General features: G+C 69.6%; 17 protein-coding genes and 1 riboswitch. Of the genes, 11 read left to right on the forward strand and 6 right to left on the reverse strand.

Going from position 1 to position 16,519, the window contains the following annotated elements; genetic code table 11:
* Position 1 precedes the first annotated feature (1 nt).
* The 5 genes from cobN to cobJ are packed head-to-tail and all read left to right on the forward strand — an operon-like array spanning position 2 to position 6,787.
* A complete protein-coding gene (gene cobN / locus ILT42_RS02755) occupies positions 2 to 3,313 on the forward strand; it encodes a cobaltochelatase subunit CobN (RefSeq protein WP_229428427.1) in 3,312 nt (1,103 codons plus the stop codon).
* Entirely contained in the window at positions 3,310 to 4,656 is a 1,347-nt protein-coding gene (gene cobG, locus ILT42_RS02760; RefSeq protein ID WP_204213784.1) for a precorrin-3B synthase, read from the forward strand. Before cobN ends, cobG begins: the two co-directional genes overlap by 4 nt.
* The gene (locus ILT42_RS02765; protein ID WP_204213785.1) at positions 4,653 to 5,285 is read left to right on the forward strand and encodes a precorrin-8X methylmutase; all 633 of its coding nucleotides are present in this window, start codon (positions 4,653 to 4,655) and stop codon (positions 5,283 to 5,285) included. Before cobG ends, ILT42_RS02765 begins: the two co-directional genes overlap by 4 nt.
* Positions 5,286 to 6,029, forward strand: a complete 744-nt coding sequence (locus tag ILT42_RS02770; RefSeq protein ID WP_204213786.1) for a precorrin-2 C(20)-methyltransferase — start codon at positions 5,286 to 5,288, stop codon at positions 6,027 to 6,029.
* Positions 6,026 to 6,787: a precorrin-3B C(17)-methyltransferase gene (gene cobJ / locus ILT42_RS02775; RefSeq protein ID WP_204213787.1), complete on the forward strand. Its 762-nt coding sequence runs from the start codon at positions 6,026 to 6,028 to the stop codon at positions 6,785 to 6,787. Before ILT42_RS02770 ends, cobJ begins: the two co-directional genes overlap by 4 nt.
* Here cobJ and ILT42_RS02780 read toward each other — a convergent pair.
* Positions 6,769 to 7,515 (reverse strand): cobalt-precorrin-6A reductase, encoded by a 747-nt coding sequence (locus ILT42_RS02780; RefSeq protein WP_204213788.1) that lies wholly within the window; start codon positions 7,513 to 7,515, stop codon positions 6,769 to 6,771. The genes cobJ and ILT42_RS02780 overlap by 19 nt on opposite strands.
* Here ILT42_RS02780 and cbiE point away from each other — a divergent pair.
* The 5 genes from cbiE (at position 7,514) to ILT42_RS02805 (ending at position 12,122) form a co-directional block, all read left to right on the forward strand.
* Positions 7,514 to 8,764, forward strand: coding sequence for a precorrin-6y C5,15-methyltransferase (decarboxylating) subunit CbiE (gene cbiE / locus ILT42_RS02785; RefSeq protein WP_204213789.1), 1,251 nt, complete (start codon positions 7,514 to 7,516; stop codon positions 8,762 to 8,764). The genes ILT42_RS02780 and cbiE overlap by 2 nt on opposite strands.
* Positions 8,743 to 9,144: a cobalamin biosynthesis protein gene (locus ILT42_RS02790; protein ID WP_204213790.1), complete on the forward strand. Its 402-nt coding sequence runs from the start codon at positions 8,743 to 8,745 to the stop codon at positions 9,142 to 9,144. Before cbiE ends, ILT42_RS02790 begins: the two co-directional genes overlap by 22 nt.
* Positions 9,141 to 9,905: a precorrin-4 C(11)-methyltransferase gene (gene cobM, locus ILT42_RS02795; RefSeq protein WP_204213791.1), complete on the forward strand. Its 765-nt coding sequence runs from the start codon at positions 9,141 to 9,143 to the stop codon at positions 9,903 to 9,905. The genes ILT42_RS02790 and cobM overlap by 4 nt, the downstream gene beginning before the upstream one ends.
* 112 nt (positions 9,906 to 10,017) lie before the next feature.
* Positions 10,018 to 10,809 carry a uroporphyrinogen-III C-methyltransferase gene (gene cobA, locus ILT42_RS02800; protein WP_204213792.1) on the forward strand — a complete coding sequence of 264 codons (792 nt, stop codon included), beginning with the start codon at positions 10,018 to 10,020 and terminating at the stop codon, positions 10,807 to 10,809.
* The gene (locus tag ILT42_RS02805; RefSeq protein ID WP_204213793.1) at positions 10,806 to 12,122 is read left to right on the forward strand and encodes a cobyrinate a,c-diamide synthase; all 1,317 of its coding nucleotides are present in this window, start codon (positions 10,806 to 10,808) and stop codon (positions 12,120 to 12,122) included. Before cobA ends, ILT42_RS02805 begins: the two co-directional genes overlap by 4 nt.
* A gap of 57 nt (positions 12,123 to 12,179) precedes the next feature.
* Here ILT42_RS02805 and ILT42_RS02810 read toward each other — a convergent pair whose 3' ends face one another.
* From ILT42_RS02810 to ILT42_RS02820, 3 genes are all read right to left on the reverse strand, one after another.
* Positions 12,180 to 12,896: a CbtA family protein gene (locus ILT42_RS02810; protein ID WP_204213794.1), complete on the reverse strand. Its 717-nt coding sequence runs from the start codon at positions 12,894 to 12,896 to the stop codon at positions 12,180 to 12,182.
* Between the two features lie 12 nt (positions 12,897 to 12,908).
* Entirely contained in the window at positions 12,909 to 13,094 is a 186-nt protein-coding gene (locus ILT42_RS02815; protein ID WP_204213795.1) for a CbtB domain-containing protein, read from the reverse strand.
* A gap of 36 nt (positions 13,095 to 13,130) precedes the next feature.
* A riboswitch (cobalamin riboswitch) is annotated at positions 13,131 to 13,327 on the reverse strand.
* Between the two features lie 15 nt (positions 13,328 to 13,342).
* Positions 13,343 to 13,645 carry a hypothetical protein gene (locus ILT42_RS02820; RefSeq protein WP_204213796.1) on the reverse strand — a complete coding sequence of 101 codons (303 nt, stop codon included), beginning with the start codon at positions 13,643 to 13,645 and terminating at the stop codon, positions 13,343 to 13,345.
* Between the two features lie 6 nt (positions 13,646 to 13,651).
* Here ILT42_RS02820 and ILT42_RS02825 point away from each other — a divergent pair, with 6 nt between their 5' ends.
* Complete coding sequence (locus ILT42_RS02825; protein WP_204213797.1) at positions 13,652 to 14,050, forward strand: hypothetical protein; 399 nt, start codon at positions 13,652 to 13,654, stop codon at positions 14,048 to 14,050.
* A 19-nt stretch (positions 14,051 to 14,069) separates the two neighbouring features.
* On the opposite strand, the gene ILT42_RS02830 is transcribed toward ILT42_RS02825, so the two are convergent.
* Together ILT42_RS02830 and ILT42_RS02835 are read right to left on the reverse strand one after the other, a co-directional pair.
* The gene (locus ILT42_RS02830; RefSeq protein WP_204213798.1) at positions 14,070 to 15,986 is read right to left on the reverse strand and encodes a DEAD/DEAH box helicase; all 1,917 of its coding nucleotides are present in this window, start codon (positions 15,984 to 15,986) and stop codon (positions 14,070 to 14,072) included.
* Positions 15,987 to 16,039: 53 nt separating this feature from the next.
* Positions 16,040 to 16,354 carry a hypothetical protein gene (locus ILT42_RS02835; RefSeq protein WP_204213799.1) on the reverse strand — a complete coding sequence of 105 codons (315 nt, stop codon included), beginning with the start codon at positions 16,352 to 16,354 and terminating at the stop codon, positions 16,040 to 16,042.
* Between the last annotated feature and the right edge of the window lie 165 nt (positions 16,355 to 16,519).

Here is a 16,519-nt window from a genome sequence, read left to right on the forward strand (position 1 = left end):
GATGCATCTCCTGCCGGTCACGACGGTTTCGCTCGACGAGAGCGACAGGGCGATCGACCTGGGCCAGGTGCCCGGCGACGTGCTCGTGCTGTCGTTCACCGACAGCGACCTGACGGCCCTGGCGGCTGCCTATCGGCTGGGACGAAACAGCCTGCCGAGCCTGCGTCTCGCCAGCCTGCGCCAGCTCAGGCACCCGCTCTCGGTGGATCTCTATGCCGAGAAAACCGTGCCGGGGGCCAAGTTCGTGCTCGTGCGGTGTCTCGGCGGGCTCGATTACTGGCGCTATGGCCTGGAGCGCCTGCGGGCGGTGTGCCGCGAGCGCGGCATCGGTCTCGCCGTTCTGCCGGGAGACGACAGGCCGGATCCGCGCCTGGCGGAATTCGGCACGGTTCCGCCGCACCTGCTGCGGGAACTCGACGCCTATTTCCGCGCGGGCGGGGTCGACAATCTTCATGCGATGTTGCTCCGGATCGCGTCGGAGATCGGCGACGGCCGGGGTGCGGACGCGCCGAAGGCCGTATCCCGCGCCTTCGTCTGGCATCCGGGCATGGGCGCGATATCGGTCCAACACGCTTGCGCTCCCTTGGAGCCGGAGCGCCCCGTCGCGTACGTCATCGTCTATCGCTCGTCGGTTCTGTCGGCCGATATGGCGGCGGTCGAGGCTTTCGCTGCATCGCTGCGGGCCGAGGGGGTCTCACCGCTGGTCGTGGCGGTGGCGAGCCTGAAGGACGAAGAGGCGAGCCGCCTGCTCCGCGAGCTGCTGCGGGTTCGCCGTCCCGACATCATCGTGACCACCACGGCCTTTTCGGCCCGCGACGACGCGGGCTTCGTGCTCGACGAGGCCGATTGCCCCGTCCTGCAGGCCCTCAACCCGAGTTCGTCCCGCGAGGCCTGGGAGGCTTCCGCGCGGGGATTATCCGCGTCCGATCTCACGATGCAGGCCGTTCTGCCCGAATTCGACGGGCGGCTCGCCATCGGGCCCATCGGCTTCAAGGAAGAGGACGAGCCCGACCCCGTACTGGGGTTCACGGGCCGCCGCCAACAGCCCTACCCGGAGGGCATCGCGGCCGCCACGGAGGCGGCTCTCGCGTGGATCGGGCTGCGGCGCAAGCCGCGCCCGGACCGCCGCCTGGCCCTGGTGCTGTCGGATTATCCGGCCCGTGGCGGGCGGGCCGGCTTCGCCGTGGGCCTCGACACGCCGGCCAGCGTCTGCGCCATCCTCGACACCCTCGCGGCCGACGGCTACAGGGCCCGGCGCGGCTTCGCGCAGGACGACCTGATGCCGGCCCTGACCGGGAGCGGCGAAGCCTTCGCGGTGCCGCTCGCTCCTTATCTGGCCTGGCTGGCCGGACTGCCCGCGCCCGTGCGGGACGGCATCGCGGCCGCCTGGGGTCCGCCCGAGGCCGATCCGGCGATCGCCGACGGGGCGTTCCGCTTCACGGTCGTTCGGGCCGGACACGTGCTTGTCGCCCTTCAGCCGGATCGCGGGCGCGGTGCGGACCGCAAAGCCTTCTACCACGATCCCGATGCACCGCCGACCCATGCCTATCTGGCCTTCTATCTCGGCCTGCGCCGGATCGAGGGCATCGACGCGATCATCCATCTCGGAACCCATGGGACCACGGAATGGCTGCCGGGCAAGGCCGCGGCCTTGTCCCCCCGTTGCGCGCCACGCCTCGCCGTGGGCTCGCTGCCCGTGATCTATCCGTTCATCGTGGACGATCCCGGCGAGGCGGCCCCCGCCAAGCGTCGGCTGAGCGGCGTCACGGTCGGACACATGACGCCCGCGGTCGCCCAGGCCGAACTGTCGGAGGACAATGCGGTGCTGCGCGAGCTCGTGGAGGAGTATTCCGCCGCGCAGACCCTCGACCCGCGCCGCGCCGATATCGTCGCGCGGGAGATCATGGAGCGGGCGCGGGCGAGCGGATTGGCGGCCCAATGCGGCGTCAGGGCCGATGCGCCGATGGACGAGGCGCTGACCTGCCTCGACGCGCATCTGTGCGACCTCGCCGAAGTGACGATCCGCGACGGGCTTCACGTCTTCGGCGAGGGCGCCGGATCCCTGGAACACTCCGCGCGAGGCGAGCGGGAGGGCTTGCGGCGCGCCCTCGATGGCCGCTTCGTCATCCCAGGCCCCGCAGGCTCACCGTCGCGCGGGCGCCTCGACGTGATGCCGACGGGCCGCAACCTCACGACCCTCGACCCGCGCGCCATCCCGACACGCGCCGCAACGGCTTTGGGCCAACGCGCCGCCGCGGAGGTCATTCGGCGCCACCTGCAGGACGAGGGCGATTATCCGCGCCGGATCGTCATGGATCTCTGGGCATCGCCGACCCTGCGATCCGGCGGGGAGGACCTCGCCCACGCCATGACCCTCATGGGCGTGCGGCCGAAATGGGATACGGGCTCGACCCGCGTCACGGGATTCGAAATCGTTCCGCAACCGCTCCTCGACCACCCGCGCATCGACGTCACCTTGCGTATTTCCGGCGTCTTTCGCGACACGTTCCCGGACCAGATCGTGCTTCTCGACCGGGCCGCCCGCGCGGTGGCGGCCCTCGACGAGGACGACGAGTGGAACGCGCTCGCGGCGGCCCGCCGCCGGGGCGAGTCGTTGGCGCGGGTCTTCGGAGCCGCACCGGGCCGTTACGGCGCAGGCGTCTCCGGAGAGGCCCTCGACGGGGATTGGGACAGCGACGCCGATCTCGGCCGGGCCTATCTGGCCCTCACCTCCCATGCGTTCGGGACGGACGAGAACGGACGGCCCGATGGGTCCTTCGAGCGCCGCGTCGCCGGGGCCGACGCCTTCGTGCACGTGAGCGACGTGGCGGAGCGCGACCTCCTCGACGGCGACTCCCATGGCGACGCCGTCGGGGGCTTCGCGGCGGCCGCGAGGCTGCTCGGCGCCGCGCCCTCCCTCTACAGCCTCGACACGAGCCGCGCCGAGGCCCCGAAGGCCCGGACCCTGCGGGAGGATATCGGCCGCCTCGTCCATGGCCGACTGGTGCATCCGCGCTGGATCGAGGCGCAGCTTCGCCATGGCTGGCGTGGAGCCGCGGAATTCGCCCAGGCCGTGGACGCGCTCTACGTGTTCGCGGCCACGACCGATGCGGTGAGCGATGCGGCCCTGGATGCGGTCTACGGGGCTTATGTGGCGGATCCGAACGTCTACGAGAGGATCCAGGCCGCCAATCCCGACGCCGCCCGGTCGATCCTGAACCGCCTGGCCGACGCGCGCCGCCGCGGCCTCTGGACGAGCCGCCGCAACTCGGTCGACGCCGCGCTCGATGCCCTGAGGGAGCGCGCTCCATGACGGCGTCCGCCCTGCGCAGGGGCTGGTGCCCCGGGATGCTTCGCCCCATGCCGACGGGGGACGGCCTTCTGGTGCGCCTGCATCCGCGCGCCGGCATCCTGAGCGCCGACCAGGCCGGGGTCATCGCCGAAGCCGCGAGCCGCTACGGCAACGGGCTGCTCGACGTGACGGGGCGCGGCAATCTCCAGATCCGGGGCGTTTCCGACGCGACCCACGGGCCTCTGGCCGAGGCCCTGATGAACTCGGGGCTGACGGACGGGGCGCGATCCGAGGGCCCGTTCCGCCTCACCCTCACGTCCCCGTTCGCGGGTTTCGATCCTCACGACGCCACCGACGCCCTCGCCCTCGCCGAAGGGATCGAGGCCGCCTGCGCATCCGTGACCGGCCTCGCGCCCAAAACCTGCGTGGCGGTGGATGGCGGCGGGCTCTACCCGCTTGACGATGTCGAGGCCGACCTCCGCGTGGTGGCCCTGGGTTCCACCGCAGCGCTCGGCATTGCGGTCACCCACGGGACGCAATGGCTGGGAACCCTGCCCATGGACGGCATTCCCGGAGCCATTCGGCGCATTCTCACCCGCCTGTCCGCGCTGCAGGGCGACGGCGACGGGGAGATCCGTCGCCTGCGTGACCTTCCGGCACCCCTGTGGCCCGACCTCGTCGCGGGTTTGCCGCTCGGTGCCGTGATCGCGCCGCCCGTTCGCCCGGCGGCTCCTCGCGCCGGATCGATCCCGACCGGGGACGGGACGACCGTGCTGCTCGCCCTCCCCTACGGGCGGTGCCAGGCGCGAACATTGGCCCAGGCCGGGCATTGGAGCGACCGGTACGGCACCGGCGAGATCCGACTCTCGCCGGGCCGCGCCATCGCGATCCCGCAGGTGGCGGACGGCGACCTGCGCCCGCTCCTGGACGCGGCCGAGCGCCTGGACCTGATCGGGACGCATGACGACCCACGGCTCTCCGTCTCGGCCTGCCCGGGCGCGCCCGCCTGCGCCCGGGGCTCGACCCCCACCCACGCGGATGCGGACGCGGTGGCCGCCGGGGCGGGACAACTGATCGCGCAGGGAATGTCCGTCCACGTGTCCGGCTGCCCGAAAGGCTGCGCCCATCCGGGGCCTGCCGCCCTGACCCTCGTCGGCAGCGACGGCGCTTATGAGGTTGTGCTCCACGGGACCGCACGCGATAAGCCTGCCATCCGGCTCACGCGGGAGGCCATCGTGGACCGGCTGCGCGCGGCGGACGATGCCACAGGCCTCACGGCACTTTTATCGAACCCCTCATCGAACCCCTTGCTGACCCCTTTGCTGAACCCTTTGCTGAACCCCTTGCCGAAGTCCCAGCCATGAATGCTCCGTTCGAGTACATCCGCGACGGTGCGGAAATCTACAAGCGCTCCTTCGCGATGATCCGCGCAGAGGCCGACCTGTCCCGGTTCGAGGGCACGGCCGAGCGGGTCGTGGTGCGCATGATCCATGCCTGCGGCATGACGGACCTACCGGGCGACGTGGAGATGTCAGCGGACTTCGCGGGAGCCGGCGAGGCGGCCCTCATGCGCGGCGCTCCGATCATCTGCGATTCCAAGATGGTGGCGAACGGCATCACCCGCGCGCGCCTGCCCGCCGGCAACCCCGTGATCTGCACCCTCGACGACCCGCGAGTGCCGGACCTGGCGAAGGCGCTGAACAACACGCGCACCGCCGCCGCCATGGAGCTCTGGCGCGAGGCGATGGGGGGCGCCGTCCTGGTGTTCGGCAACGCGCCGACCGCGCTCTTCCGCCTGCTGGAGATGATCGATACCGGAGCGCCCAAGCCCGCCGCCGTCATCGGCATTCCGGTGGGTTTCGTGGGCGCGGTGGAGTCGAAGGAAGCACTCGCCCGCCACGGCGGGGTCCCGTTTCTCGTCGTGCACGGACGGCGCGGCGGAAGCGCCATGGCGGCCGCCGCCGTCAACGCCCTCGCAAATCCGGTGGAATAGATGACCGTTTCCCGTGACAGCGCCCGCTTCTTCGGCGTCGGCCTTGGGCCCGGCGATCCAGACTACATGACCGTGCGGGCGCTCAAGGTCCTTCAAGGGGCCGACAGGCTGGTGCACTTCTCCAAGAAGGGGAAACGCGGCAACGCCCGCACGATGGTGGATGCGGTGATCCCGCCCGATCCCGCACGGGAAATCGCGCTCGTCTATCCGATCACCACCGAGGTCACGGCGGATGATCCCGCTTATGGGGCGGCAATCACGCCATTCTACGAGGAATCCTGCGCCCGTCTGGCCGGGGAGTTGGAGGCAGGCCGCAAGGTTGCGGTCCTGTGCGAGGGCGACCCCTTCTTCTACGGCTCGTTCATGCATCTCTGGCGCCGCCTCGCGCCGCGCTATCCGACCGAGGTGGTGCCCGGCATCACCGGCATGTCGGGGTGCTGGACGCGGGCGGGGGTGCCCATCACCTGGGGCGACGACGTGCTGACCGTGTGCCCCGCCACATTAGGCGCGGAGACGCTGCTCCAGCGCCTTCGAGCCACCGACGCCGCCGTGATCATGAAGCTCGGGCGGCATCTGCCGAAGGTGCGCGCGGTGCTTCAACAGGCGGGCCTGCACGAGCGCGCCGTCTATGTGGAGCGCGGCACCATGCCGGACGAGTTCATCTGTCCGCTGCCCGACAAGACGGACGACGACGCGCCGTATTTCGCCATGATCCTCGTGCCGGGCCAGGGGCGGCGCCTATGAGCGGATCGCTCACCGTCATCGGCCTCGGCCCCGGCGACGCCCGCTGGATCACCCCCGCAGCCAGCGCCGCCCTGGAGGCCGCGACGGATCTGGTCGGCTACGGCCCCTACCTCGACCGCGCGCCGGAGCGCGAGGGCCAGCGCAAGCACGCTTCCGACAACCGTGTCGAGGTGGAGCGCGCGCGTTTCGCCCTCGATCTCGCGGCCGAAGGGCGGCGGGTGGCCGTGGTGTCCGGCGGCGATCCCGGGGTCTTCGCCATGGCGGCGGCGGTGTTCGAAGCCCTCGACGGCGGCGGCCCGCAATGGCGGGATATCGCCATCACGGTCGAACCCGGTATCACGGCGATGCTGGCGGCCGCCTCGCGCATCGGCGCGCCGCTGGGCGGCGATTTCTGCGCCTTGTCGCTGTCCGACAACCTGAAGCCCTGGGATATCATCGAAAAACGCCTGAAAGCCGCGCTCTCGGCCGATTTCGTGATCGCGCTGTACAACCCCATCTCGAAGGCGCGGCCGTGGCAGCTCGGCGCGGCGCTTGCGCTCGCCGCCGAGGCTCACCCTCCGGAAACCCCGGTCATCTTCGCCCGCGCCGTCGGGCGTCCTGGGGAGACCGTCACGGTCGCGTCCGTGCGGGATGCCGCGACGGTTGCGGCCGACATGTCCACCCTCGTCATCATCGGCGCCAGCACGACCCGGTTGATCCCGAGAGAAGGCGGTGCTCCTTACGTCTACACGCCGCGCTTCTATGGGGTTCGTCCATGAGCCTTGATCAGGGCCATCGCCTCCGCCACGGTCGCGGCGGTCGGAACGACCGGCTTGTCGGGCTGGCTCACGACCACCACGGGCAGGCCGAGCCTGCGGGCGGCCGCAATCTTGCCGTAGGTGGCGGGACCGCCCGAGTTCTTGGTGACCACGACCTCGATCCCATGCTCCGCCAGGAGAGCTTCCTCAGTGGCCTCGTCGAACGGTCCCCGGGCCTGCAGGGTGGTGACGCGGGGCACGCGCAAGGCGTCTCCGACCGGTTCGATGGTTCGCACGAGATAGTGGTGCTGCGGGGCGCGGTTGAAGGCGTCCAGCTCAAGCCGTCCAACGGTGAGGAAGACCCGTCGGGGCTCCGGGCCGACGGCCTCGGCCGCCTCGGCCATGGAGGTCGCCTCGATCCAGCGATCTCCCTGGCGCATCGTCCAAGGCGGACGGCGAATGGCCATGAGGGGGATCCCTTCCCGCTCGCAGGCTTGGGCCGCGTTGGCGGAGATCCGCGCCGCGAAGGGATGCGTCGCATCGATCACCAGATCCGTGAGGTTTTCCCTCAGCCAGCGGCGCAAGCCTTCCACGCCCCCGAATCCGCCAATGCGGGTGCGAGCCTCCGCCCGCCTCGGCGCCGCGGTGCGCCCCGCCAGCGACAGCATCACGGCGTCCTGGCGCATCTGCGCCAGGGCTTCGGCCAGAGCGAGGCCCTCCGTCGTTCCACCGAGAATGAGAATGCGCATGGCAGCCTTGTCGCCTAACGGTTCGCCCGTGTCGAGCGCCTCCCAGACGCCCTGGCTCTTCATCGTCGGCATCGGCGAGGATGGACGCGCGGGGCTCTCGGCGACGGCCATCCAGGCCATCGAAGGGGCAGGTCTCGTGTTCGGCGGCAAGCGCCATCTCGAACTCGCGGGGCCCTTTCCGGGCGAGGCACGGCCTTGGCCGAGCCCGATGACCGATGTTTATCCGCAGATTTTGGCTCATCAGGGCGAAAAGGTCTGCGTCCTGGCCTCCGGCGATCCGTTTCATTACGGCATTGGGGCCGAACTGGCGAAACTCGTCCCGGCCGAGGAGATCAGCGCTTTCCCGCATGTCTCGGCCTTCAGCCTCGCGGCGGCGCGTCTCGGCTGGTCCTTGCCCGACTGCGCCTGCGTGAGCCTGCATGGCCGCGCCCTGGAGCGGATCGTCCCCCATCTTCAACCCGATGCCCGTGTCCTCGCGCTGTCCTGGGACGGCACGACGCCGGAGCGATTGGCGTCTCTCCTCAACGAGCGTGGCTTTGGGGGATCGGACATCACGGTTCTGGAGGCTATGGGCGGCCCTCGCGAGCGGGTGCTGCGGGCCCAGGCCGATAGCTTCGACCTTGGGGACATCGACCCGCTGAACGTCATCGCGGTTCGGATCGTGGCCGCGCCCGAAGCGCACGTCGTCCCGCTGGCATCCGGCCTTGACGATACGTGGTTCGAGAACGATGGGCAGCTCACCAAGGCGGAAATCCGCGCTATCACGTTGTCGGCTCTCGCGCCTCGCGCGGGCAACCTCCTGTGGGACGTGGGCGCGGGGGCCGGCTCGGTGTCTATCGAATGGATGCTGCGCCATCCGGCCAACCGCGCCATCGCGGTCGAGGCGCGCGGGGATCGCGCGGAGCGTCTCCTTCGCAACGCCTCGCATCTCGGGGTGCCGGATGTGAAAAGCATCGTCGGAAAAGCGCCCGACGCTTTGAAGGATCTGCCGCGACCGGACGCCATCTTCATCGGCGGCGGCGCGACAGGTGATGGGGTTATAGAAGCCTGCTGGGAGGCCCTGAAACCGGGTGGGCGGTTCGTCATCAATGCTGTTACGCTGGAGACGGAGCACGTTCTGAATACCTGCTTCGCGCGCTATGGCGGAGCCATGCGGCGGATCGCGGTCTCCCGCCTCGATCCGATCGGCTCCCTTCATGGCTGGCGGCCCGCGATGCCGGTGACGCAATGGTGGGCGACGAAGCCATGATCGTGGCGGGCCTGGGCTTCCGGCATGGCGTGACAGCGGACGAGATCGTCGATCTCGTGGAACGCGCGCTGCACCTTGCATCGCTGGCGAGAAGCGACCTGGCGGCGCTGGCGACGATCGAGGAGCGTTCCGGCGAGCCGGGCTACCGGCTGGCGGCCGAGCACATGAGCCTCACGCCGCTCGCAGCGGATCGGAACGGCCTGGACCGGGTCGCTTCTTTCGTCGAAACACATTCGCAGCGCGTTCGCGACCGCTACGGCGTGGGCTCGGTCGCGGAAGCGGCGGCGCTCGCCTGTGCCGGCGATCACCCGCGCCTGATTCTCAAGCGCATCGCATCGGATCGCGTCACCTGCGCGCTCGCCCGGGGAGACGCCTCATGACCGTCCACTTCATCGGCGCGGGCCCAGGCGCGCCCGACCTCATCACCGTGCGGGGCCGCAGCCTCATCGAACGCTGTCCGGTTTGTCTCTACGCCGGATCCATCATTCCGCCCGACATCTTGACCTGGTGCCCCGCCGATGCGCGGATCGTCGACACCGCCCCCCTCGACCTCGACGCCATCGTGGCGGAGATCCGTCGCGCCCATGAGGCGGGGCAGGACGTGGCGCGCCTGCATTCGGGAGACCTCTCGATCTGGAGCGCGGTGGGGGAGCAGACCCGGCGGCTCGACGCGCTGGGCATTCCCTACACGCTGACGCCGGGCGTGCCGTCCTTTTCGGCGGCCGCTGCCGTGTTGGGGCGCGAACTCACCTTGCCGGAGGTGGCGCAATCGGTGGTTCTCACCCGCACGTCGGGACGGGCCTCCGCCATGCCCGAGACCGAAAGCCTGGAGGCCTTCGCGGCCACGCGGGCCACGCTGGCGATCCATCTCTCGATCCACGTCATCGACAAGGTGGTGGCCGAGCTGACCCCTGCCTACGGGGAGAAGTGCCCCGCCGCCGTCGTCTGGCGCGCCACCTGGCCGGACGAGCGGGTGATCCGCTCGACGCTGGGCGAGATCGCCGCCGCCGTGAAGGGCGCGGGCCTGGAGCGCACGGCTCTCATCCTCGTGGGCCCAGCCCTGGGAGACGACATGTTTCGCGAAAGTGCCCTCTATTCCACGGGCTACGACCGCCGTTTCCGGCCGAAGGCGGGCGCGTGACCTTGGGCCGCGTCCACCTCCCGCCCGCCTGTTCGGACCCAGGGGTCGCCATGGGACACTCCCTTGCCGTATATGGCCATGAACGCCCCGCGCCGGCCCCGAGGATTTCCACTTGAGCACGAACGATCTCACCCCCGTTTTCGACCCCGGCACGGTCTGGCTCGTGGGTGCCGGTCCAGGCGATCCGGGCCTGCTCACGCTTCACGCCTTCAATGCCTTGCGCCAGGCCGATGTGATCGTCCATGACGCCCTGGTCGACCCGCGCATCCTCGCCTTTGCCCGCGAGGGCGCCGTGCTCGAATACGCGGGCAAGCGCGGAGGCCGGACCTCCGTGGCGCAGGACTCGATCACGTCCCGGCTGATCGCGCTCGCTGAGGAAGGCAAGCGGGTTCTGCGGCTCAAGGGCGGCGACCCGTTCATCTTCGGCCGCGGCGGCGAGGAAGCGCTGGCGCTGGCCCAGGCCGGGATCGCATTCCGGATCGTCCCCGGCGTGTCGAGCGGCTTGGCCTCGCTTGCCATCCACGGCATCCCGGCCACCACCCGCGACACCAACCACGCCGTCATCCTGGCGACGGGCCATTGCGCTGAGGGCCAGGCCACCGACTGGGCCGCCCTTGCTCGTACCGGGGCACCGCTCATCCTCTACATGGCGGTGACGAACCTCGCCTCCATCGTTGGAGAACTCCTCGACGGGGGCTTGAGCCGCCAGACCCCGGCCCTCATCGTGCACGCGGCCACCACCGAGGCGGAAGCCGTCGCGGAAGCGCCCCTGGGCGACCTGCCGCGTCTGGCCCTGGAGCGGGCCATCCAATCGCCGGCCATCGTGGTGGTGGGGGCCATCGCGGGATTCCGCTCGGGGGTGCTCGACCACCTGCTGCTCTTCCGGGCGGAAGCGGCAGCGTGACCCCGAACGCCGCTCCCGGCCTCCTGGTCGCGGCGCCTCGATCCGGGTCCGGCAAGACGACGGTCACCCTCGGCCTCCAGCGGGCCCTGCGACGCCGGGGTCTCGCGGTGCGGGGGCTCAAGTGCGGACCCGACTACATCGACCCCGCCTTCCACGAGGCCGCAACCGGAACGCCCAGCGCCAATCTCGACAGCTTCGCCATGGGCCCGGACCTCTTGAACCGGCTCGCGGGTGAGGCGGCGGCGGACACCGACCTGGTGATCGCCGAGGGCTCCATGGGTTTGTTCGACGGCATCCAGGCCGAGGCCGGGCGCACGGGCGCGAGCGCCGATATCGCGGCGCGCTTCGGCTGGCCCGTCCTCCTGGTGCTCGACATCGCCGGCCAGGCGCAATCCGCCGCCGCGACGGCGCTCGGCTGCAAGCTCTACGACCCGCGCATCGCCCTCATGGGCGTCGTCCTCAACAATGTCGCCAGCGACCGGCACCGCCGTCTGACGGAAGACGGTCTCGCCCGCGTCGGCCTGCCCGTGCTGGGCGCCTTGTCGCGGGACAAGTCCATGGTGTTGCCGGAGCGGCATCTCGGCCTCGTCCAGGCGCGCGAGACGGCAGACCTCGAGGCCCGGCTGGAAAAGCTGGCCGACACCGTCGAGGCCGGCCTCGACATCGAGCGCATCCTGGAGCTCGCCGGCCCGACCCGCCTCGACCCCATTCGGCCAGGCGTGCCTCTTCGGCCGCCGGGCCAGCGGATCGCCCTGGCGCGGGACGAGGCCTTTTCGTTCGTCTATCCCCATATCCTGAACGGCTGGCGAGGCGCGGGCGCCGAGATCCGCTTCTTCTCGCCCCTCGCCGACGAGGCCCCCCCGCCGGATTGCGACGCCTGTTGGCTTCCCGGAGGGTACCCGGAGCTTCATGCCGGCCGGATCGCGGGCGCTCGCCGGTTCTTGGAGGGCCTGCGCGCCTTCGCCGGGTCACGGCCAGTCCATGGGGAATGCGGCGGCTACATGGTTCTGGGCCGCACCCTCGAAGATGGGGATGGATGCACCCACCCCATGGCGGGCCTGCTGCCGGTCGCCACCAGCTATGCGCGGCGCAAGCTTCATCTGGGCTACCGGGTGGCGCGCTCCCTGGAGGCCAGCGCGCTCGGCGAACCGGGCCACACCCTGGTCGGTCATGAATTCCACTACGCGTCGGTCGTCGAGAGCGAGCCCGCCAACCTCGCTGCCGTCAGCGACGCCACCGGGTCCGATCTTGGCCGTGCGGGCCATCGCTCGGGCCAGGTGAGCGGTACGTTCTTCCACGTTCTGGCGGGCTGAACGAAAACGGCCGGCGCCATGAGGGACGCCGGCCGTTCGAAATCACCCAAAGACCGATCAGGCGACCCGCATGAAGCGCGAGCGCAGGTAGCCTGCCACGCCGCCGAGTAAGACCCAGAACACAAGGCTCGAGGCCACGACCGCCACGACGAAGCTGTGCAGCAGGCCATGGGGCACCGCCGTCTCATGGCTTTCCGGCTGGGGGGCTCCCACGATGTGGGGCGCGACGATCAACGCCACGCCCAGGACCGCCCAAGCGACGGAGCGCCGGAAAACGATCAGCGAAAGTCCCGCCGCCGTGGCCAATGCGGCCAAGATCCACCAGACCTGGCGAGTGGCGACATCGGCTGCGGGCATTCCCGGAAGCTCCGGCGGAAGGCCGAGGCCGGGCGCGAGGGTGAAGACCGCGAACCCGGCAAGGCCCCAGAACATGCCCTGACGCCAGCCTGTCATGCCGCCCGCGAACTCGGACGCGACGACGAGCAGGAGCGCGAAACCGATGGCCGTCGCGACATTGGCCAACGCCGTATAGGCCGACCGCTCGAAGCCGTCCTCCGGAGCCCAACCGTCAGCCTCGTCGTGGGAATGGGCGGCGGTGGCCTCCGCGTGCTGGTGGGCGGCAGTCGCGGGCCCTTCGCCGCCCGCGGCATTCTCGAAGGTTTCAGCCTTGAGGATGAGCGGGACGGTGCTGGCATATTGCATGCCGGTCATGCCGATCCCGGCCACGAGGCCAGCCAGGGCGGCTACGAATACGATATTCCGGAACAATGACATGGGGCGATCTCCTCAGTGGCAGGGAAAGGCCAAGGAGTGCCGGACGTCATGCGCGGCGTTGTGCACGGCGCTGATGTGGGAGAAGCCCGCAAAGCCCACGACGAAAAGTCCGAGGAAAGCCGCAAGTCCCAGCTGCACGAGGCGCGAGGACGGCGTGACGGACGTGGAAAGCTGAAGGGAAGTGTCGTTCGGTGTCATCGTGATGACTTTCCGCCCTCCACCCGAGGGCCGGTCAAGAGGTTTCGTGCGTCGGCAGGTCTCCTGGCTTGCGGATGAGCGTGTCTCCCCTGCCTTCCCGGGAAACCCAGTGGCGTTGGTCGAGGATCACTGTCCGCTGACAGTTGCGGGGGCAGCCGCGGCTTTGGATGGAGGTCCATCCGCACCGCATTCCCTGTTCGTCCCGATCGGGAACCGACGGCTGGACTATAGAGACATGTTGTCCAACCTCAAGCCGAAAGGCTCTGGTGTTTCAATCCATTTTCCATGGCCCGGAGGATGTCGCGGCTCGTCAAATGGAAGTGTGCGTCGGTCGCGAGGTTGCGGCGCTCGATCTTGAGAGCCGCCGCCACCCCGAAGGCGTCAGCCTGTTTTACGAAGAACGCCGCACATTCCTCCGGCGAGGGAGCTGTGCCGATCAGGGTGCGGAAGGCCAGCCGGTGGACGAAACAATCGCCTTCATGGCCGTGCGGCCGGAAGCGGAGCGAATCGACGCCCGGGTGCCACGAGGCGGAGGCTGGAAAATCAGGCATATCTTCATGCCATTCTGGCGAACGGGCGGCACGGTCGCAAGCGGCGTCTCCGGCTGGCCCGAACCAACTGACAAGGTCGGGCGTTCAACCCTGGCACGCAGAGATGGCACGACGGAGCCCCAGATGCCGGCCGAGACGAAGACGAACGGTGAAGACGACGCGCCCACGCTGCCCCGGCCCGTGCAGGAGCACCTGGGCCAGAAGCTCCGGGCCGCCTATTACGAGGCGGGCGACCGACCGGCCTATCTGGGCGACCCGGCGATCCCGCCCGAGCTCGACACCCATGTGAGGAAGCTCGAGCAGCGGGACCGCATCCATGTGAAGGGCATCGAGGCCGTCGAGGAAGCGCTGGGCGACATCCTCCATCCGGATGCGCCCGCCCCCGATCCCGTCAGGCGCCGCTGAGCACTGGAGGCGCGGTGGGTTACCGCTCGCGCTTGGAGGAGAACTTTTTCTTAGGTCCGCCAGGCTTCGGCCCACCAGGCTTGGCGTCCTTGCCGGCCCATTTCTTGCCGCCCGGCGGCTTCTTGTCTCCGTGCGGCCTGTCGTCGGCGCCCTTCCGAGGCTCGTAAGGTTTCTTGCCCTCATAGGGCTTCTTGCCTTCGTGTGATTTCTTGCCGTCGAACGGCTTCTTGCCCTCGAACGATTTCTTGCCTTCATAGGGCTTTTTGGACCCGAAGGGTTTCTTGCCGTCCTGCGGCTTCCCGCGCTCGAAACCCGCGGGCTCGATGCGGATGTCCTCGTCGTTGCTCTTGCGCGCCGCCGAGGCGAAGCGGGGTGCGAACGACTTCAGAATGCCGAATTTGGTCTCCCGGTCGTAAATCTTGATCGGGCCGACCTCCTTCCGGGTCACGTGTCCCAGGCGGCAGATGATCGGCAGGAGCCAGCGCGGGTCGGCGTTGTTCCGCCGTCCGACGCTCATGGTGAACCACGCCATGTCCTCGGCCTCGAAGGCCTCGTCGCGGGCATGCCGCTCCCGGGGCGGACGATCATCGCCGAAGTCCCGCTTGGCGCGGGGTCCCCGGTCGGGACCGGCCTCGACGAGTTCCTCCGGCGCCGGCAACCGGGCCCGGTGCATGCGCGCGAGGGCGGCGGCGACCTCCTCGGCGCTGTGCTGCGCCAGGAGAACGCGGCCCATCTCCAGATCCTCGTCGAGCTTGTCCTCGGTCCAGGCCGGGTCGCTCACGAGGCGTTCCTGGTCGCGCTTGCGGATTTCCTCGGCCGTGGGCGGGCCCGCCCATTCGGCATCGACCCGAGCGGCCGCCAGAAGGCCCTCGGCCTTGCGGCGACGGGTGAACGGCACCAGCAGGACGCAGACGCCCTTGCGGCCCGCGCGGCCCGTCCGGCCGCTGCGATGGAGCAGGGTCTCGTGGTCGTTGGGCAGCTCCGCGTGGATGACGAGGCCGAGATCGGGCAGATCGATGCCCCGCGCCGCCACATCGGTCGCCACGCAGACCCGGGCGCGCCCGTCGCGGAGGGACTGAAGCGCGTTGCTGCGCTCGTTCTGGGTCAGCTCGCCCGAGAGGGCCACGGCCGCGAAGCCGCGCTCCGTCAGGCTGGCATGAAGATGCCGCACCGCCTCGCGGGTTTTGCAGAACACCATGGCGTTGCGCATCTCGTAGAAGCGCAGGACGTTGACGACACCGAGCTCGATCTCGTTGGGAGCCACGCGCAAGGCGCGGTATTCGATGTCGCTGTGGGGTTCGTTCTCGACGAGCGTGTCGATGCGGAAGGCGTCGCGCTGGTAGCGCCGGGCCATGGCCACGATGTTCCGCGGCAGGGTTGCCGAGAACAGGAGGGTCCGGCGGCTTTCGGGCAGGGCGTCCAGGATGAACTCGAGGTCCTCCCGGAAGCCCAGGTCGAGCATCTCGTCGGCTTCGTCCAGGACGACGGCCCTCATCTGCGACGGGTCGAGGCGACCGCGCTCCAGATGGTCGCGCAGGCGGCCGGGGGTGCCCACCACGATGTGGCAGCCGTCTTCGAGAGCCCGCTGCTCGCGGCGCACGTCCATGCCGCCGACGCTGGAGGCAACCCGCACGCCGGCGGGCCCATAGAGCCAGATCAGCTCGCGGTGAACCTGGAGGGCCAGTTCACGGGTCGGCGCCACGATCAGCGCCAGGGGCTCGGCCGGCGGGCCGAACCGCTCGGCTTCGCCCAGGAGGGTCGAGGCGAGCGCGAGCCCGTAGGCGACGGTCTTGCCGGAGCCGGTCTGGGCGGAGACCAGGAGGTCCCGGCCCTCGGCCTCGGGCTGCAGAACGGCGGCCTGGACGGGGGTCGGGTCCTGGTAGCCTCGGTCGGTCAGGGCGCGTTCGAGGCTGGGATTGGTGGTGGGAAAGGGCATGGTGTTGCGGCTCGGCCGTTCCTGCGGAGCCGTGGCATGCTCCTGTCGGTTGCTCAGCTCAGGGCTGAAGGTTCGTCGGTTTCGTCGATCTCGACCAGGAAGACCACATCGATGCCGAGTTCCTCGTCATCGTCTCCCAGATCGTCGTCCTCGCCTTCTTCTTCGAGCACCTCGTCGACGGCGTCCATTTCCTCGTCGGAGGCGGCCCGAACCGTTAGGGCGGAGGAGCCGTCCCAGAGGGGCTTGCTCTCGCTCTTGAGGGAGAGGAGGTCGGCCTTGAAATCCTCGCTCATGAAGAGGTCGCGTGCCTGTTCCTCGTCCGCATTGGTGACCGCAATCGCTTTCCCAGCAACTTCGAGAGTAAACATGGCTTTTTCCTTCATGACGCTAGAGAAGGTCACAATCCCAGAACGGAGCATTTGTTTCCGACCCGTCGAGGGATCGGGTCCGGTGCCTGCGACCTTCGCACTGCCTACAGGAGGGCGGACCAAAAAGGTAGCATTATGCTGCGGCCGCCTGGAGATTTTTCGGCT

Source organism: Microvirga pudoricolor, assembly GCF_016892705.1.
Lineage (GTDB): Bacteria > Pseudomonadota > Alphaproteobacteria > Rhizobiales > Beijerinckiaceae > Microvirga > Microvirga pudoricolor.

What these genes read in the sequence shown, in the direction of transcription:
- ILT42_RS02770 (WP_204213786.1), top strand. Translation starts at nt 5,286, where the DNA reads ATGACCGTTTCCCGTGACAGCGCCCGCTTCTTCGGCGTCGGCCTTGGG.
- ILT42_RS02815 (WP_204213795.1), bottom strand. Translation starts at nt 13,094, where the DNA reads ATGACACCGAACGACACTTCCCTTCAGCTTTCCACGTCCGTCACGCCG.
- ILT42_RS02835 (WP_204213799.1), bottom strand. Translation starts at nt 16,354, where the DNA reads ATGTTTACTCTCGAAGTTGCTGGGAAAGCGATTGCGGTCACCAATGCG.
- ILT42_RS02825 (WP_204213797.1), top strand. Translation starts at nt 13,652, where the DNA reads ATGCCATTCTGGCGAACGGGCGGCACGGTCGCAAGCGGCGTCTCCGGC.
- ILT42_RS02830 (WP_204213798.1), bottom strand. Translation starts at nt 15,986, where the DNA reads ATGCCCTTTCCCACCACCAATCCCAGCCTCGAACGCGCCCTGACCGAC.
- ILT42_RS02790 (WP_204213790.1), top strand. Translation starts at nt 8,743, where the DNA reads ATGGTGGGCGACGAAGCCATGATCGTGGCGGGCCTGGGCTTCCGGCAT.
- ILT42_RS02765 (WP_204213785.1), top strand. Translation starts at nt 4,653, where the DNA reads ATGAATGCTCCGTTCGAGTACATCCGCGACGGTGCGGAAATCTACAAG.
- cobM (WP_204213791.1), top strand. Translation starts at nt 9,141, where the DNA reads ATGACCGTCCACTTCATCGGCGCGGGCCCAGGCGCGCCCGACCTCATC.
- cobJ (WP_204213787.1), top strand. Translation starts at nt 6,026, where the DNA reads ATGAGCGGATCGCTCACCGTCATCGGCCTCGGCCCCGGCGACGCCCGC.
- ILT42_RS02780 (WP_204213788.1), bottom strand. Translation starts at nt 7,515, where the DNA reads ATGCGCATTCTCATTCTCGGTGGAACGACGGAGGGCCTCGCTCTGGCC.
- cobN (WP_229428427.1), top strand. Translation starts at nt 2, where the DNA reads ATGCATCTCCTGCCGGTCACGACGGTTTCGCTCGACGAGAGCGACAGG.
- ILT42_RS02820 (WP_204213796.1), bottom strand. Translation starts at nt 13,645, where the DNA reads ATGCCTGATTTTCCAGCCTCCGCCTCGTGGCACCCGGGCGTCGATTCG.
- cbiE (WP_204213789.1), top strand. Translation starts at nt 7,514, where the DNA reads ATGGCAGCCTTGTCGCCTAACGGTTCGCCCGTGTCGAGCGCCTCCCAG.
- cobG (WP_204213784.1), top strand. Translation starts at nt 3,310, where the DNA reads ATGACGGCGTCCGCCCTGCGCAGGGGCTGGTGCCCCGGGATGCTTCGC.
- ILT42_RS02810 (WP_204213794.1), bottom strand. Translation starts at nt 12,896, where the DNA reads ATGTCATTGTTCCGGAATATCGTATTCGTAGCCGCCCTGGCTGGCCTC.